Below are 15,844 nucleotides of genomic sequence, written 5' to 3' on the forward strand. Positions count from 1 at the left end.
TTGAGCATGTCCGGCTATCAGCCCGGACGGCCCAACAATATCATGAACCATTCCACCTTCATCCTTGGCCTTGGCTTAACGCTGGCCCTGATCCATTCCGCATCAGCCGAAACCGCCCGTCCCAAAACCATTTTCACCGAGAATTTCGAGTCCGCCGGTTGGTGGAAATCATGGAAACTCAAAAAATCGCCTCGCAACTGCAGCCTCGTCAGCCAAGCGCATCACGGCAAACAGGCACTGCGCATCCGTATCGAAAAAGGTGGACATCTTGGCTCCAGCCTTGATTACACCTTCAAAAAAACCCTGGGTAAGGAGCCGGAGAAAATCTATTTCCGTTACTATCTCTACCTCGGTGAAAACTGGAACTACACCGGCAAAATGCCCGGCTTCGGCGGCACCTACAACAAAGCAGGATGGGGCGGAAGACCCTCAGATGGAACCAAAGGCTGGTCGGCCCGTGGATCCGGACATTCGGTCGGCAACCGCTTCCAAATGAGCAGCTACTGCTACCATGCCGATATGAAAGGCCAGTACGGCGACAGCTGGAAATGGTCGGGCCCGCTGCTCGAAAAAGGCCGCTGGTACTGCATCGAGCAATACTGCCAGATGAACACCCCGGGGAAAAAAGACGGCATCCTCCGCGCCTGGGTAGACGGCAAACAGGTCTTTGCAAAGTCCGACATCCGCATGCGCCACAACCCCAGCCTCAAGATCGAGAAAATCTGGTTTAACATCTATTACGGCGGCAAGGCCACCGCCCCAACCGAGTGTTTTATCTACCTCGACGACATCGCCATTTCCAATCAATACATCGGCCCTAAAAAAGAACATTGATACACACAGGCGGATAATTCCCCTCTATGCCTTCCTGCCATAGCCCGTCACAAAATAAAGGGCACAGCCAACCACGATGACGGCCAGCCCACCCCAGAAGAAGGTCCACTCGTTCGGCAGGCCATCGGTCCTGGCATAGCAGAAACCACAAAAGAGACTTCCCAGTAATCCACCAATCCCCCCGGAAATGGTTCCCAACAAGGCTTGCGCCTGGCTGCGCATCCCCGGCTGGACCTGACGGTCGACCAGCATCTGCCCCGTGACAAAAAAGAAAGTATAACACGGCCCGTGCATGGCAATACCCACCCACATCCATATCAACCCACCACTCCATCCGGAGTAAGCAAACAGGCTGTAACGGGTAATACCCAGCATCAGTGAGGCTAACAGCACCCAGCGCAAGCGCCCTCTCGCCAGTAACCAGCCTAACGACAACATGGCGACAATCTCCGTGATCTGGCCCAGGGTCATCGAAGCGGCAGGATGTCCATCCCCGAGTTCCTTCAACTGAATCGGCGCGTACATGTAAAAGGCTCCGAGCGGAATCGAAAACAAAAGGGCCGTGATGAGAAACACCCGCATTGAGGGGTCCTTGAATAACACCAGGGCTTCGAGACCAAAATTCTTTCTCCAGTTGGGCTTCCCTAGCTCCACTTGCCCCTGCGGTTTGGTGTCGGGCATCATGAAACATGACAACCCAAAAAACAACCTCACCCCGGCCGCCGCCATACCCGCCACCGGTGAGCTATCCCAGTTCATCATACTCACCCACCAACCGGCAGCCACCCAGCCGATGGATCCCCAGACCCGGAACAAGGGAAATTTTTTCTGCGCATCATCGATATTTGCCAGCGTGACCGTCGAGAGCAACGCCCACATTGGCGCGGCGATAAATGCATTCATCGTCTGGAAAACAAGATACGGCCACGCTCCCCAACCTTGGTACAATGACAGGAAGGCCATACCCAGAAAAGCGGCGCCCAGCATCGAGAGCGTGCCCGCGAGCTTCTGCGCTGAAAACCGGTAGTCGGCCATGGATCCAAAAATCAGCGGCGAAAACAACGAGGCCAATGGCCCCACCGCAAACGCGTAGGGTAAAACCCACTCGATCCCCTGCGCCTTCAGCATGTTAGGCAATGCGGGAAGCCACAGTCCGGGAGCCACGGAAATCAGGAAGAAGCCGACGGCTATCCACCATGTCCCCCCCTTGTTTAACTTCGATCGGATTCCCTGCACGCGCTTGTTCTAATCTCGAAAATCCAAACTCCAAATACCAAATTACGAAATACAGGCCGCTGATTTCAGGCAACTGACACCCTGAAAATATATTTTTCAAATTAATGGCACAGAAATTGCTGAATAAACTATGAAAACACCCCGTTTTCATCCTACACTCCGGCGCGCCCCTACTCAAAAACGCATCTCGTTATGCCCTCAGCCGGCCTCCATCAAAACCTCTCCCAGCAACAAACTCTCTCGCCACAAATGCGACAGAGCCTGGAGATCCTGCAGGCCAATACCATGGAGCTCAGCCAGCTGCTCAGCCAGGCAGCGGAGATGAACCCCACCCTGGAGATCACCGAGGATACCGAGGAGCTTGATGATCGCCCACCCCCGGATGCGGAGACCGATTACGAGAACCTGTCCGAGTTCGACGACTACTGGCGTGAGGACGCCATCATGACCCAGGGGAGCCGACAGCACACCGCTGACGACGAGCAACGCCGCGAGTTCCTCTACAACTCCATCGTCGCGCCCCAGACCCTGCAACAACACCTGCTCGACCAACTCAACCGCGCGGCGGTCGATGATGAAAAGTACATGGCGGCCGAGTACCTGATCGGTTGTATCAATGACACCGGTTTTCTCGATGACCCGATCGAAGACATCGCCACAATCTCTCCTTTCACCCTCAAGCAGCTACGCTCCGCCCAGTCGCTGGTCCAGGGCTTTGACCCTCCGGGAGTGGCTGTGGAGAACCTGACCGAATCCTTGCTGCTGCAACTGCAGCTGCTGGGCCGTGGCGGTTCACTGGAAAGCCGCATTGTCGACCAGCACCTGAGCGACCTGGCACGCCGCCGTTTTTCCGATATCACACGCGCCCTCGGCGTTTCCCACGAAGCGGTGATTGAAGCCGCCGAACGTATTGCCCGGCTCAACCCTGATCCCGGTGCGGCGTTTGACGCCACATCGAACCCGCATGTCAGCGCCGACCTTGAGCTCCTGCGGGACGACGACGGGAATTTCTATGCGCGACTGACTGGCGATCATTTACCCAACATCCGCATCAGCAACCACTACAAGGATCTGTTAGCCAAACTCAACTCCGACCCCAAAGCCAGGAAATATCTGCGTGACAACATGCACGAAGGCAGACAGATCATCAATGCCGTGAGCCAACGTCAGGAAACACTGTTAAAAATCGGCACCGAGATCATCAAACGCCAGCCGGACTTCCTCGTCCACGGCAAGGGGAGACTCCGGCCCATGACCATGCACGATGTTGCAGAGGCGGTCGGTGTGCATGCCGCCACGATTTCCCGGGCCGTTTCCGCCAAGTACATCCTCACCCCTCACGGGATGATGGAGCTGCGCGCCTTTTTCTCCTCCGGTTACACCACCCGACAAGGCACCGAGATTTCCAACACCGGTGTCAGGGACGCCATCCAGCAGCTTGTCGCCAACGAGAACACCGCCAAACCCCTCTCCGATACGGTCATTGAAAAACAACTCAAGGCCAAGGGCATCAAAGTCGCACGCAGGACGATTGCAAAGTACCGTGACCAACTCGGTATTCTCCCGTCGCACTTAAGGAAAAGGCATGGGTAGCAACATGGCACGCCCCCTCTATTGCCGCTGATCAATTGGCGCGTTGTTTATTCCCATACAATGCGCAGATATTTTTGGTGTCCAGTGTGAGAATGAAGGACTCATGCCCACCGAAACCACCAATCCTCGAGGACACCCCCTAGCAGCGCTCCGCCTAACAACAGCGGCCTCCAGAGGGTTACCAGACCATCGAAACTCCGGATTAGTTCTGGAATTCTTAAGAAAATCAATTAGAGTGGAGACGGCATGAAAGCCAATGGCAGAATCGTCCCTGTCGGGGACCTGCGTACCCTGGGTAAAGCCCTTAGCTCTTGGGAGGCTTTCCGCGGACATTTTATCACGGCCACGGGTGTGGAGATTGATTTGATTCATGCATTGTTCGACCGATGGGAAAGTGTTGCGGGAAGAGTCCATAACCCACTTTGCCAACAACTCGTCAAGGGTGCCCCGGGATGCGAACTCTGCGCTGAAACGTTCGCCTTGCAGATTCAGCGAGCAGACGAAGCGGAAGTCGGTGAATTCACGACCTGCTGTTGTTATGCAGGCCAGAGGTTTTCCGTCACCAGGCTAACCGAATCCCCTAACGCCAACATCTATCTTCTTGTCGGCAGGGTGCCCATGCCCCAGGTCAACTCGGCTATTTCCGAGGAAAAATACCAAGGTGCCCTGCAACTGGCGTCGATCATCCTGTCCCAGCTCCAGCTGGACTGGGAAGATGATCAACTGCAAAACTCCTTGGAAATGCCCTTGTCGATCCGCAAAGCCTGTCACTACATTCACGATCATTTTCACGAAAATTGCCATGTCGAAGATGTGGCGGACCACTGCGGGCTAAGCCGCGACTGGCTTTCACGGCATTTCAAGAAGGCCACCGGCCACAGTCTGCCCGAATACATCCGCCAACACCGGCTTGACTCTGCCGCTGAACTGCTGACCGAAACGGATCGATCCATCACGGAGATCTGTTTTGAGTCAGGTTTCCAGTCGATCTCCCAATTCAACCGGCTTTTTCACAAGAAATTCTCGATGTCTCCGAGCGCATTCAGAAAACAGGCACCTGAAAAGTCCGGGCGCGATTGATCCCACCCCCAAAAAAGCCCCCGCTGCGGCTTGCAACGAGGACTTGAAATATGGGGTGCGGTTTTTCAAACCGCGGCAACCTGAGTGCCTATCCTGATGCGGGTTACAAACCCGCGTTCCTTCGCACCTTAATAGCGGTAGTGATCCGGCTTGTAGGGCCCCTCTTGCGGCACGCCAATGTAGTCGGCCTGCTCGGGAGTGAGGGTGGTGAGCTTACAGCCGATTTTCTCGAGGTGGAGTCGGGCGACTTCTTCATCGAGGTGTTTGGGCAGAACCTTCACTTCACCGGCCTTGTAGCTGTCCTTGTTTTTCCAGAGATCGATCTGGGCCAGGGTCTGGTTGGCGAAGCTGTTGGACATCACAAAACTCGGGTGACCGGTGGCGCAGCCGAGGTTGACCAGACGGCCTTCGGCGAGCATATAGAGACTGTTTCCTGAAGGGAAAGTGTACTTGTCGACCTGTGGTTTGATATTGAGCCTGGTGACCCCTTCGGCCTTGTTCAGTTTGTCGATCTGAATCTCGTTGTCGAAGTGACCGATGTTACAGACGATTGCCTGGTCCTTCATTTTCTCCATGTGCTCGAGGCGGATGATGTTGTAGTTGCCGGTGGTGGTGACGTAGATGTCGCCCCAGCCGAGGGTGTCTTCAACGGTGAGCACGCGGTAACCTTCCATGGCGGCTTGCAGCGCGCAGATGGGATCGACTTCGGTGACCACGACCTGGGCACCCTGGCCACGGAGGGCCTGGGCACAGCCTTTACCGACGTCGCCGTAGCCGCAGACAACGGCGACCTTTCCTGAGATCATCACATCGGTGGCACGTTTAATACCATCGACCAGTGACTCGCGGCAGCCGTAGAGGTTGTCGAACTTGGACTTGGTCACGGAGTCGTTGACGTTGATGGCGGGCACTAACAGGGTTCCCTTTTTAGCCATTTCGTAAAGACGGTGGACACCGGTGGTGGTTTCCTCGGAAACCCCTTTCCAGTCCTTGACGATGCGGGCGAAAATGCCGGGCTGCTCGCTGCCGATTTTTTTCAACAGGTTCTTAATGACCTGCTCTTCGTCGGAACCCGCGGGTTGATTGACCCAGTCGGATCCGTTTTCCATTTCGTACCCCTTGTGGATCAGGAGGGTAGCGTCGCCGCCGTCATCCACGATAAGTTCGGGGCCGAGTGGCTCGCCGCCATCGTTCGGGAACTGGAGTGCCTGCCAGGTGCACCACCAGTATTCCTCAAGGGTCTCGCCTTTCCAAGCGAACACAGGAACACCGGACTTGGCGATGGCAGCGGCGGCGTGATCCTGGGTGGAGAAGATGTTGCAGGAAACCCAGCGGACGTCGGCACCGAGTTCGACGAGGGTCTCGATGAGAACCGCCGTCTGGATGGTCATGTGCAGCGAGCCCATGACACGGACGCCTTGCAGCGGTTTTTCGGGGCCATACTTGGCACGGGTTTGCATCAGCCCGGGCATCTCGTGCTCGGCGATGTCGATTTCCTTTCTACCGAAATCGGCGAGTGTGATGTCGGCTACTTTGTAGTCGTTTTTGGGTTTTTCCAAGGTGGTGGTGCTCATAGTGTTTTTTAGTTGGTTATTGAGATCGGTCGGATCCGTCTGGCCGGACGGATCTATTAGAGTGCGGCTTTCAGGGCATCCACCTTGTTGGTCTGTTCCCACGGAAGCCCGGCGTCCTCGCGACCAAAGTGGCCGTAGTTGGTGGTCCTGCCGTAGATCGGGCGGAGCAGGTCGAGCTGTTTGATGATGTCGGCCGGTTTAAAGGAAAAGACCTCGTTGACGGCTTTTTCGATCTGCGCTTCATCGACCTCGGCGGAGCCGAAGGTGTTGACGTTGACACTGACCGGATGAGGGTGGCCGATCGCGTAGGCAAGCTGAAGTTCACACTCGCGGGCGAGGCCGGCGGCAACGATGTTCTTCGCAACCCAGCGGCACATGTAAGCGGCTGAGCGGTCGACTTTGGAGGGGTCTTTTCCTGAGAAGGCACCGCCACCGTGACGGCCCATGCCCCCGTAGGTGTCGACGATGATTTTACGCCCCGTTAGGCCGGCATCCCCTTCCGGACCACCAACGACAAAGAGTCCGGTGGGGTTGATGAGGATAGCGGTTTCCGGGGTCAGCAGGTTGCCGGGGAGATGTTTTTCAATCAGGTCGCGCGTGAGAATATCGCGGATTTCCTGGGTGGATATCTCCTTGGCGTGCATGGTGGAGATGACCACGGAAGTGAACCGGTTCGGCTTGTTGTCGATGTATTCGATGCTGACCTGGGTTTTGGAGTCGGGTCGCAACCAGGTGTGGACGCGGTCTTTACGCAGCTTGGTCAGCGCCTCCCCAAGGCGGTGCGCATAGTGAATGGCAGCGGGCATGAGCTCCTTGGTATCATTGGTGGCGTAACCAAACATGATACCCTGATCGCCCGCACCTTGTTCGTTATGGCCCTTGTCGGCCGCATCCTCGGCATCAACGCCTTGTTTGATGTCAGGTGACTGCTGCCCGAGCATATTCATCAGGAAAGCCCCTTTTTCGAATTTGCAGGTGTAGGAGTAGTCGGTGTCCTTCGCGTAATCGGCATCGTAGCCGATCTCCTTGAGCGTGTTTTTGACCACCGTGCCGTAATCGAACTGGGCATTGGTCGTGATCTCACCGGCGAGACCCACGACGTTGTCCTTGACGAAGGTTTCACAGGCTACACGGCTTGATCTGTCCTGCTCAAGACAGGCGTCGAGGACGGCATCGGAGATGGTGTCACAGACCTTGTCCGGGTGACCTTCGGTGACGGATTCAGAAGAAAAAATGAATGGCTTGCTCATGGGTTCAATTTGTTGTATCAATAAATCGCGATACGTTGATGCGTAATTAACCCAATATCCCATGCCGTCAATTCTTAAATCTCTAAAACTGCTGTCGGATCCTACCCGAATCCGTATTTTACTCCTTCTTGCCGATGAACCGCTGAATGTGGCGGAGCTCCAGGAGATCCTCGGAATGGGGCAAAGCCGGATCTCGACCCAGCTTTCCCAACTGAGGCAGGAAGGCCTGGTCACCAGTGCCCGGTCCGGCAAAAACAACGTTTACGCCATCTCGGCGCCCGATGCCCTGATGGAGGTTGCCCGGCAGGCCACCGGTGAGATCCCCGAGGTGGCAGCCGATTCCAAGACGTTATCACATATTCTGCGGAAACGGCGTGATAAAACGCGGGCCTATTTCGATGAGTTGGCGGGTAAGTTCGGGAAAAGCTATGTTCCGGGGAGATCCTGGAAATCGCTTGCCGAGGCGATGTTGAAAATCCTCAACTACGATGTGGTGGCCGACCTTGGCGCCGGTGAGGGAACACTGGCGCAGCTGCTCGCACCGAGGGCAAAAAAGGTCATCGCCATCGATAACTCACCGAAGATGGTTGAGTTCGGCAAAAACCTTGCCAGGGAACATGGATTATCGCATCTGGAATACCGTCTCGGTGATATCGAAACCCCTCCCATAGAGGACAACTCGGTGGATCTCGCCATTTTTTCCCAGGCGCTGCATCATGCGGAACACCCCGGCAAGGCCTTAGCCGCAGCGCACAAGTTGTTAGTCCCAGGGGGCAAACTGGTCATCCTCGACCTTCTTCAACACAGCTTTGACCAGGCGAAGGAGCTCTACGCCGATACCTGGTTAGGGTTTTCCGAAGTTGAACTCTATCACATGATGGAAAAGGCAGGGTTTAAAGATATAGAAACCACCATCGTGGATAAAGAGAGCGAGGCGCCGCATTTTCAGACCTTGCTTGCCATTGGTGAGAAGTAGGTGGACCGCGAATCGGGCGAATCGGGCGAATTTTTATTTCAACCACGGAAGAATTTGAAAATACGGAAGTGGGGACTTGTTATCGAGGTGTGCTGTGCGATAGGTGGGGATATGGTGAAATCCGGCTTGCTGTTAGTTTTATTATTGGGTGCTTGTGCTCCGGGCACTGACACCCGCGTAAAAACACCCATCATCCCCCCCGAGACGCAATCTCCACGTCCGCAGCTTACTGTGAAACCTCCCATCAAGGAGGAATCCCCTGCCTTGGTTAGGCCATCACAAGCGCTCATCCCCCTCACCTACCATCACACATCGCGTCATGGCGTGACGCTATCGATGGTTAGCTTTGACGATCGGGTGCATCAGCTACGGGTCGCGGATCAGCAGGAGGGACCGGGGACCCGGTGGACCACCTCTCAACAGGCAGCAGCCACCTACCGGGGGCTCGCCGCAATCAATGGGGGATTTTTTACTCCCGAAGGAAAACCTCTCGGACTTCTGATAGAAACGGGCACGAAACGTGGCTACGTCAATAAGTCATCGCTTGGCGCGGGGATGTTTGTTTCATCAAAAACCGGCACTGCCATCATTCGGAGGGAGCGGTATGCTACGTCGAGCCAGGCTGCAAATGCTTTTAACTTACTGCAAACCGGGCCGATGCTCGCGGAAAAAGGTAGAGCGATTACCGGACTCTCGAAAACAAGTAGTCGACCACGCAGTTTCCTCGCATGGGACGGGCACAACCACTGGGCGATGGGTTATGCTGGGCCGTGTACACTGGACGCCCTTTCCCGGGCTCTCGCCGGAGCGTCGCCCGCGGGGTTCAAAATCAAAATCGCCGTGAATCTCGATGGCGGGCGCTCATCTGACCTCTGGGTTGGGCCGCATGTGAAAAACGGCGGCAAAACGCACCGATCCTTGATAAATAAGGCCGTGAGGAACTATCTGGTCCTCATTCCACGCTGATTTTGACCTTCAATTTAAGCTAATAATAGGCATTGACAGCCGGTCGACTACCGAGGTAGACGCCGCCCGCCATGAAAAAACTCCCAAGTATCTTTCTAGCCGCCGCACTCGTGTCAGGTGCAACCTTTGCCAATGATTCCAAGCCCACCGAGGCTGATACACCAGAGGCAAACCAACCGGTCGAAACCCAAACCCCAGACGGTCTTACTGTTGCCAGGACTCTCCACGGAGAAGCCTCCTGGTATGAGATCAAGTGCAATGGTGGCACGCACACGGCAAGCGGCATCCCCCTTCGCGACCACGCGATGACGGCTGCCCATAAAACATTACCGATGGGCACCTTGGTTCGGGTCACCAACCTCCGCAACGCCAAATCAGTGATTCTCAAGATCACCGATCGCGGTCCCTATATCAAGGGGCGCATCATCGATGTCACCAAAGGTGCTGCCAAGAAACTCGAATTCGTCCACAAAGGCATCGTCAAGTGCAAGGTGGAGGTACTTGAGAAGCCTGATACATCGACGGCTTCCAACGATGAATAACAACCGGTCTCCTCACAGGCTCGAGACCGGGGCCATCATTTCGAGATAGCCGCCACGACCTGGTGGATGGATGTTAGAAAAGTGGATGATGGATGCCTTGCGCACATGGAAACCTCCCGCCTGACTACCTAACAGCCACTCGGCGAGATAGGCGAAGTCCGGGTTATGACCACAGATGGCGACCCTCCCGAAACCGGAGTATGCAGCCAGCTCGGACATGGCCTTTTCGGGTCGCATGCCGCAGCCGAGCCACGGCTCGATCACCGGCTCATCAGCCCCGGATGCTTGGCAAAAAATTTCCGCCGTTTCTTTGGCACGCGCATAAGGGCTGGCAAGCGTGACATCGGGCACGAGTCCGTTGCTTTTCAGAAACTCCCCCACCCTGCGTGATTGGGCCTGCCCCTTCGCGGTAAGGATTCGCGATGCGTCATTGATCGCATAATCCTCGGCCTGGGCATGGCGAATGATCAATAGGTCCATTGGTGTCGGGTGTCGGGATCACATGGTCATTCCGCCATCACTGGCGATGACCTGACCGGTGATATAGCGGGCTTCGGCACTGGCGAGGAAGAGGGTGAGTGCTGCGATATCCGCGGTGTTCCCCATTTCCTTGAGCGGGATATTGCCAACGATGGCTTCTTTTTGGTCGGCGCTAAGCTCATCGGTCATGTCGGTGGCGATGAAGCCTGGGGCGATGGCATTGCAGGTGACTTTGCGTCCGGCCAGCTCCTTGGCGACTGATTTGGTGAAACCAATGAGACCGGCCTTGCTGGCAGCGTAGTTGGCTTGCCCGGCATTTCCCATCAGCCCGATCACCGAGCTGATATTGATGATACGTGGGTCAGCGGCTTTCATCAAACTGCGTTGGAATGCCTTGACGGTATTGAACGCACCTTTGAGGTTGGTATCCAACACCGTGTCCCAATCCTCGTCTTTCATACGCATGAGCAAACCGTCGCGGGTGACTCCTGCATTGTTGACCAGTATATTGACGGCTCCAAAGTCGGCGACAATTTCCTTGCCTACGGCTTGCACCACTTCGTGGTCGGCGACATCCACCGCATATGCCCTGGCCGCACCTGGATAGTCGGCATTGATCGCCTCGGCCGCACCGCCACAACTTCCCCGGCTGAAACTGACCACGGCCACCCTCCCGCCTTCGGCGGCAAATGCCTTGGCGATTTCAAATCCGATCCCCCGGCCTGCGCCGGTGACTACTGCTACTTTGTCTGTAAAACGTGCCATGCCAATTCGTCCCACGATTTGACACGCTTGCCAATCATGAAATGATTCAGCGCCACAGGTAGGAGCGTTTTTCCGCGAGGACCCTGTCACCCTGCATCATTCTGATTCTCCACGACAGCACCCGTCCACCTACCCGGTAGGCTTCGCTGGTGACGTTGAATTCGCATCGACCAGATGACTGGTTGCCTGGCAGGTCACGCATCATGCGCAGTGGCTTGGATCCGGTCGCGGTCTGTTGGTAGTCCATGATAATCCTCAGTGGCTCCGTGGAAGCCGTTGGGTTTTTCCAGATCACGGTGTAATACTGCCCGAGACGTGCCTGGCGTTCCTCCAGGGTCACCGCGCCACGTAAGCGGTACATCTGCTCGCCCCTGATCATCCTGGCATCCTTGTGCACCGGATTGACCGAGCTGAGATGGTACTGCCGGACCTCCATGACATCGGTGGACGAACACGAGTTCAGCAGGCCGGACAACACCAGGGAGGACAGCACTAGATACTTGCTTATAAAATGGATTGGCACGCTCTTCATTACGGCCATTCAAGACTATTGGGAAAAAAATGCCAATGTCGAAATTTCCAATTCGCCAGTTGCGGTTCAATTCGATAGTCTCCGGCTATGGATTCCACCATTGAAACGCGTCTTCAACAGTTCATCCAAAGCAAGGGGCTTCGCAACACCCCCCAGCGGAACGCGATCGTGGACGCCATTTTTGCCTCGGATGAGCATTTTACGGCTGACGATCTTTGGGATCGCATCAGAAGGACCCAGGCGAGGTCCTCCCGGGCAACCGTTTACAGAACCATCTCGCTTCTGGTGGAGGCCGGCCTGCTGCACGAGATCGACCTCGGGGACGACCAGAAAACCTACGACCCGAATTTTGTCGACAGTCCGGCGCACAATCACCTCGTATGTATTGACTGCGGCAAGGTGATTGAATTTGAAGATGCCCATATCCAGCTGATGAACGACTGTGCGGCGCGGCGGCTTGGTTTCCGCCCTGAGCGGCAGACATTGAAAATCGAAGCCTGTTGTGAAAAACTCCGGCTCCACGGCCGTTGCGGCAACCTCATCGAGGCACGCATCCAAGGAAAGCGGCTTCCCAAACAACGCTAGATGGTGTATCATCCGCCTGTAACCACACCCATGTCATTGCATCCACTCAAAGAACGCTCGGAACTCTGTGAATCCCACCCTGAGGAGCTGGCCAGCATGATCACCCATGCAGTGGGTGCCGCGCTGAGCGTCATTGGCCTCGTTTATATGGTGCTGGTATCGGGAAACGACCCCTGGCGTATCACTGGGGCGGCTATCTTCGGATCCACCCTGATTCTACTTTATCTTTCCTCCACCCTCTATCACTCGTTCAGCGGACCGAGGGTGAAGTCGTTTTTTCAAATCCTTGATCACTCCGCCATCTATCTGCTGATCGCGGGTTCCTATACCCCCCTGACCCTGGTCACACTCCGAGGCCCATGGGGATGGAGCCTGTTTGGCATCGTCTGGTTTATGGCTATCGCCGGGGTCCTGACCAAGGCTCTGATGAAAAACAACCGGGAGCACTGGATCTCGACCGCCATCTACCTGGTAATGGGCTGGCTTGCCGTGATCGCCTTTGGCCCCTTGGTCCGGGCATTACCTGCGGGTGGTCTCGCCCTGATCATCGCCGGCGGCGTCTGCTACACGGGCGGGGTGGTGTTTTTTGTCTGGCAAAAACTCAAGTTCAACCACGCAGTCTGGCACTTGTTTGTGTTGGCAGGAAGCATCTGCCATGTGCTGGCCGTGGCCTTGTATGTGCTCGCTCCGTAACGCTTTGTGCGAGAGCCCACTACCCGAATCTCCAGTCATTTCGAGGCTTGACCTTTAGTTAAGGTATGTTAAGGAAATAGCAGCAATCCCCTTACTTGCCTATGAAAACACAGATAATTTCTGCAGCCGGCGCCCTTTTTTTGTCGGGTGCCGTCTCAGCCCAGTCGTATTTCGACTTCACTACGCCTGTCTCCCATGGTGACACCATCACAGCCTCTGATGGCATTACCACCGCGGATGTCTCGATGACAGGTGGTCGCTTGACATCGTTTGCTGGTGACACAAGCCACTGGTTCATTGGTTACAATTGGGACAACAACCTGTGGAGCAGCACCGCCAGCCTGACCTTTAGCACACCGGTGAGTTTCGCATCCATTCTCCTCTACGATTTTGGTGAGGCCGACGTGGAAATCATCACGGACACCGCCATGAGTCTGGGAGCCGGCACCTTGAATGGCTATACGGCCACTTTCTCAAATGGTAACCAGACCCTGTATTTGGCAGACAATGACGGTAATAACAACACCATCAACCAGTATATCACCTTGGCCGGGGCAATCACATCGATCACCGTGAATTATTCGACGGCTACGACCGAGCCACCGTTCGCAACCGGTGGGAGCGACTGGTCCAGGATCTATTTCCCCGGTGGGTTTACCACCGTGCCGGAACCATCGTCGGCGTTATTGTTCGGTCTGGGGCTTGCAGGCATAGCGCTGCGCAGAAAAAGGTGACCCGGCATTTTATCAACACTTGATTCAACATGGGGTATTGGCAACAATGCCCCATGCTTCTTTCCTACCAGACGATCGGAAACCCTGCGGATACCCCCCTCCTGTTTCTCCACGGTCTAGGCGCGGGTGCCAGCCAGACGACCTCGGCATTCCCCAGCCTGCCCGGCACCCACCTCATCGCCCCTGACATGCCCGGACACGGTGACAGTCAGGATTTCCCGACCGATGAGCTTCATTTCGACAGCTTCGCCGACAAAGTGATCGCGCTGATGGATCACCTCCGCATCGAGTCCTGTCATATCGGCGGGCTTTCGATGGGCTCGGGGATCACCCTGAACCTCGCACTGCGTTATCCCGGCCGGGTCAAAAAAATCATCCTCCTGCGCCCGTCGTGGACACATGTCAAACAACCGGAGCACTTGAAACTCGTCGCCTGCGTGGGTCACTGGATTGAGGAACTGGGGATTGAAGCGGCGCAGGAAAAACTGCACGCCGACGACGCTTTCCAATCCCTGCTGTCGGCAAACAAACCCGTCGCCGAGTCCATCGAGGGGCTGTTCCAACGCCCCGTCACAGCCGCATCCACCGCAGTGCTTTACCGAATGTGGCAGGACGCTCCTTTTTCCTCGCCGGAAGCATTGCAGGCGATCTCAAACCCGGCCCTGGTCCTCACCACGGGAAGGGACGAGCTGCATCCGCAAAGCACCGCCGATCTCATCGCAGTCCAACTGCCCAACGTAATCGACAACGAGGTTCTCCCGCCCCGTTATCATGAACCCGAGGCCTACGGACTGGCACTCCATTCGATTGTGCGGAAATTCCTGGCAGGATAAGGAATGAGGCACTCACTATCCTTCACTCCACCACCCATCCCATCGCCAGCAGTTCATCCACCACGAACAGCGCGTCCTTGCCGCTCTTGTTCACGCTGCTGAGCCTGAGGGTCATGTGCTGGCGAAACCCCCGGCTTTTCATCACGGCGGTCTGCATGCGTTTGCCCAGGCTGCCGCCCGCCGGGGCGTAGGCGTAGATGCTGCGCTCGCTGTCCGGGGTTTCGAGTTTGAAACAGGTCCACTTCGCACGATCGCGAAACTGGCCGACGTGGTAGTCGCCCGGCCGCACAAAGACGCGCACCTCGGCCGCCTCCGCCTTGCCGGCGAAGAGATCCTCCCAGCTTGCCGAGGCGTAGCGGGCGTAACAATCCCAATCGACCTTCGCACCGGCGTCCGTCTGCACCACCGCAAGCATACGGAAGCTGCCGTCTTCGAAGGCCGCGGCATACGCGGTCACCGCCCTGCCGTTCAGTTCACTGTGTCCCATCAGTTTGATCGCCTTGGCCGGGTGGCTGCGCGCTTGCACCGGGTAGCGTGACAGGTGCCGCCCGGCGAGTTCCGGGTTTCTCGCGTAGGCCAGGCGTTTTTCCTCGTCCGTCTCCGCGGCGAAGGCGTGCGCCACTTCCCCGGCACTCAGCATGCGTCCGCCCATACCGTCATGCTCCTCCGGCCGTACCACGATCTCCGTGCGATACGGAGCACCGGCGGCGGGCATCGCGCGATCAGGAGCACCGGTGTCATGCCTTGTGATGCGCCAGCCCGTCAGTGCTACAAATATCCCAAGCCCAGCCACAACCAACAGAAGACAAAGTATCTGCTTCGCCGTGATTTTACTTTTGTTCTTGGCCGCAGCCGAGGAACCTCGCTGTCTTTTTACTCTGCTCCTCCCCCCCCGATCAGGTCGAGTCCTTGCACTCTGCCTGGATTTAACGTCCCCGCGCGGCTGGCCATGGCGACCGTTGACTGTTTTTTGGTTCGTTTTTCTGTCGGGCATATCTCGGATTGACTATCTCATGCACATTGAGGCAACACGCCCTTAGGAGGGGTGGGCACTCCTGTCCACCGTTTCACTATACCTGCGGACTGGCGCTTTTGCGCGCGAAGCTACGTCGGACAAGCTGTCCGCACTTCCTATCGCTCCGCCCGACTCATTCTCCATCATGATTGGGAA

17 protein-coding genes are annotated in these 15,844 nt (G+C 56.2%); 10 read left to right on the forward strand and 7 right to left on the reverse strand.

What is annotated here, in order from left to right:
* The first annotated feature begins 42 nt into the window (after positions 1-42).
* Positions 43-834 (forward strand): hypothetical protein, encoded by a 792-nt coding sequence (locus H7A51_09015; GenBank protein MCP5536358.1) that lies wholly within the window; start codon positions 43-45, stop codon positions 832-834.
* A gap of 24 nt (positions 835-858) precedes the next feature.
* Here the strand turns inward: H7A51_09015 and H7A51_09020 are convergent, their stop codons facing one another.
* Positions 859-2,070 (reverse strand): MFS transporter, encoded by a 1,212-nt coding sequence (locus H7A51_09020; protein MCP5536359.1) that lies wholly within the window; start codon positions 2,068-2,070, stop codon positions 859-861.
* A gap of 192 nt (positions 2,071-2,262) precedes the next feature.
* Between H7A51_09020 and rpoN the strand changes: the two genes are divergently transcribed.
* Together rpoN and H7A51_09030 are read left to right on the forward strand one after the other, a co-directional pair.
* Positions 2,263-3,663, forward strand: coding sequence for an RNA polymerase factor sigma-54 (gene rpoN / locus H7A51_09025; protein MCP5536360.1), 1,401 nt, complete (start codon positions 2,263-2,265; stop codon positions 3,661-3,663).
* Positions 3,664-3,909: 246 nt separating this feature from the next.
* Positions 3,910-4,743 carry a helix-turn-helix transcriptional regulator gene (locus H7A51_09030; protein MCP5536361.1) on the forward strand — a complete coding sequence of 278 codons (834 nt, stop codon included), beginning with the start codon at positions 3,910-3,912 and terminating at the stop codon, positions 4,741-4,743.
* A gap of 128 nt (positions 4,744-4,871) precedes the next feature.
* Here the strand turns inward: H7A51_09030 and H7A51_09035 are convergent, their stop codons facing one another.
* Positions 4,872-6,317 carry an adenosylhomocysteinase gene (locus H7A51_09035; GenBank protein ID MCP5536362.1) on the reverse strand — a complete coding sequence of 482 codons (1,446 nt, stop codon included), beginning with the start codon at positions 6,315-6,317 and terminating at the stop codon, positions 4,872-4,874.
* A gap of 56 nt (positions 6,318-6,373) precedes the next feature.
* Positions 6,374-7,567, reverse strand: coding sequence for a methionine adenosyltransferase (locus tag H7A51_09040; protein ID MCP5536363.1), 1,194 nt, complete (start codon positions 7,565-7,567; stop codon positions 6,374-6,376).
* Positions 7,568-7,628: 61 nt separating this feature from the next.
* Between H7A51_09040 and H7A51_09045 the strand changes: the two genes are divergently transcribed.
* From H7A51_09045 to H7A51_09055, 3 genes are all read left to right on the forward strand, one after another.
* The gene (locus H7A51_09045; GenBank protein MCP5536364.1) at positions 7,629-8,543 is read left to right on the forward strand and encodes a metalloregulator ArsR/SmtB family transcription factor; all 915 of its coding nucleotides are present in this window, start codon (positions 7,629-7,631) and stop codon (positions 8,541-8,543) included.
* A 231-nt stretch (positions 8,544-8,774) separates the two neighbouring features.
* Positions 8,775-9,509, forward strand: a complete 735-nt coding sequence (locus tag H7A51_09050) for a phosphodiester glycosidase family protein (protein MCP5536365.1) — start codon at positions 8,775-8,777, stop codon at positions 9,507-9,509.
* Between the two features lie 71 nt (positions 9,510-9,580).
* Positions 9,581-10,051 carry a septal ring lytic transglycosylase RlpA family protein gene (locus tag H7A51_09055; GenBank protein MCP5536366.1) on the forward strand — a complete coding sequence of 157 codons (471 nt, stop codon included), beginning with the start codon at positions 9,581-9,583 and terminating at the stop codon, positions 10,049-10,051.
* A gap of 12 nt (positions 10,052-10,063) precedes the next feature.
* On the opposite strand, the gene H7A51_09060 is transcribed toward H7A51_09055, so the two are convergent.
* The 3 genes from H7A51_09060 to H7A51_09070 are packed head-to-tail and all read right to left on the reverse strand — an operon-like array spanning position 10,064 to position 11,828.
* Positions 10,064-10,531, reverse strand: coding sequence for a histidine phosphatase family protein (locus H7A51_09060; GenBank protein ID MCP5536367.1), 468 nt, complete (start codon positions 10,529-10,531; stop codon positions 10,064-10,066).
* Positions 10,532-10,549: 18 nt separating this feature from the next.
* Entirely contained in the window at positions 10,550-11,296 is a 747-nt protein-coding gene (gene fabG / locus H7A51_09065) for a 3-oxoacyl-[acyl-carrier-protein] reductase (protein MCP5536368.1), read from the reverse strand.
* 46 nt (positions 11,297-11,342) lie between these two features.
* A complete protein-coding gene (locus tag H7A51_09070) occupies positions 11,343-11,828 on the reverse strand; it encodes a hypothetical protein (GenBank protein ID MCP5536369.1) in 486 nt (161 codons plus the stop codon).
* Between the two features lie 87 nt (positions 11,829-11,915).
* Here H7A51_09070 and H7A51_09075 point away from each other — a divergent pair, with 87 nt between their 5' ends.
* The 4 genes from H7A51_09075 (at position 11,916) to H7A51_09090 (ending at position 14,673) form a co-directional block, all read left to right on the forward strand.
* A complete protein-coding gene (locus tag H7A51_09075; protein MCP5536370.1) occupies positions 11,916-12,413 on the forward strand; it encodes a transcriptional repressor in 498 nt (165 codons plus the stop codon).
* Positions 12,414-12,443: 30 nt separating this feature from the next.
* Positions 12,444-13,106: a hemolysin III family protein gene (locus tag H7A51_09080; protein MCP5536371.1), complete on the forward strand. Its 663-nt coding sequence runs from the start codon at positions 12,444-12,446 to the stop codon at positions 13,104-13,106.
* A gap of 101 nt (positions 13,107-13,207) precedes the next feature.
* Positions 13,208-13,840: a PEP-CTERM sorting domain-containing protein gene (locus H7A51_09085; GenBank protein ID MCP5536372.1), complete on the forward strand. Its 633-nt coding sequence runs from the start codon at positions 13,208-13,210 to the stop codon at positions 13,838-13,840.
* A gap of 53 nt (positions 13,841-13,893) precedes the next feature.
* A complete protein-coding gene (locus H7A51_09090; GenBank protein MCP5536373.1) occupies positions 13,894-14,673 on the forward strand; it encodes an alpha/beta hydrolase in 780 nt (259 codons plus the stop codon).
* Positions 14,674-14,695: 22 nt separating this feature from the next.
* Here H7A51_09090 and H7A51_09095 read toward each other — a convergent pair whose 3' ends face one another.
* Positions 14,696-15,667: a hypothetical protein gene (locus H7A51_09095; GenBank protein ID MCP5536374.1), complete on the reverse strand. Its 972-nt coding sequence runs from the start codon at positions 15,665-15,667 to the stop codon at positions 14,696-14,698.
* Between the last annotated feature and the right edge of the window lie 177 nt (positions 15,668-15,844).

It is taken from the genome of Akkermansiaceae bacterium (assembly GCA_024233115.1).
GTDB lineage: Bacteria > Verrucomicrobiota > Verrucomicrobiia > Verrucomicrobiales > Akkermansiaceae > Oceaniferula.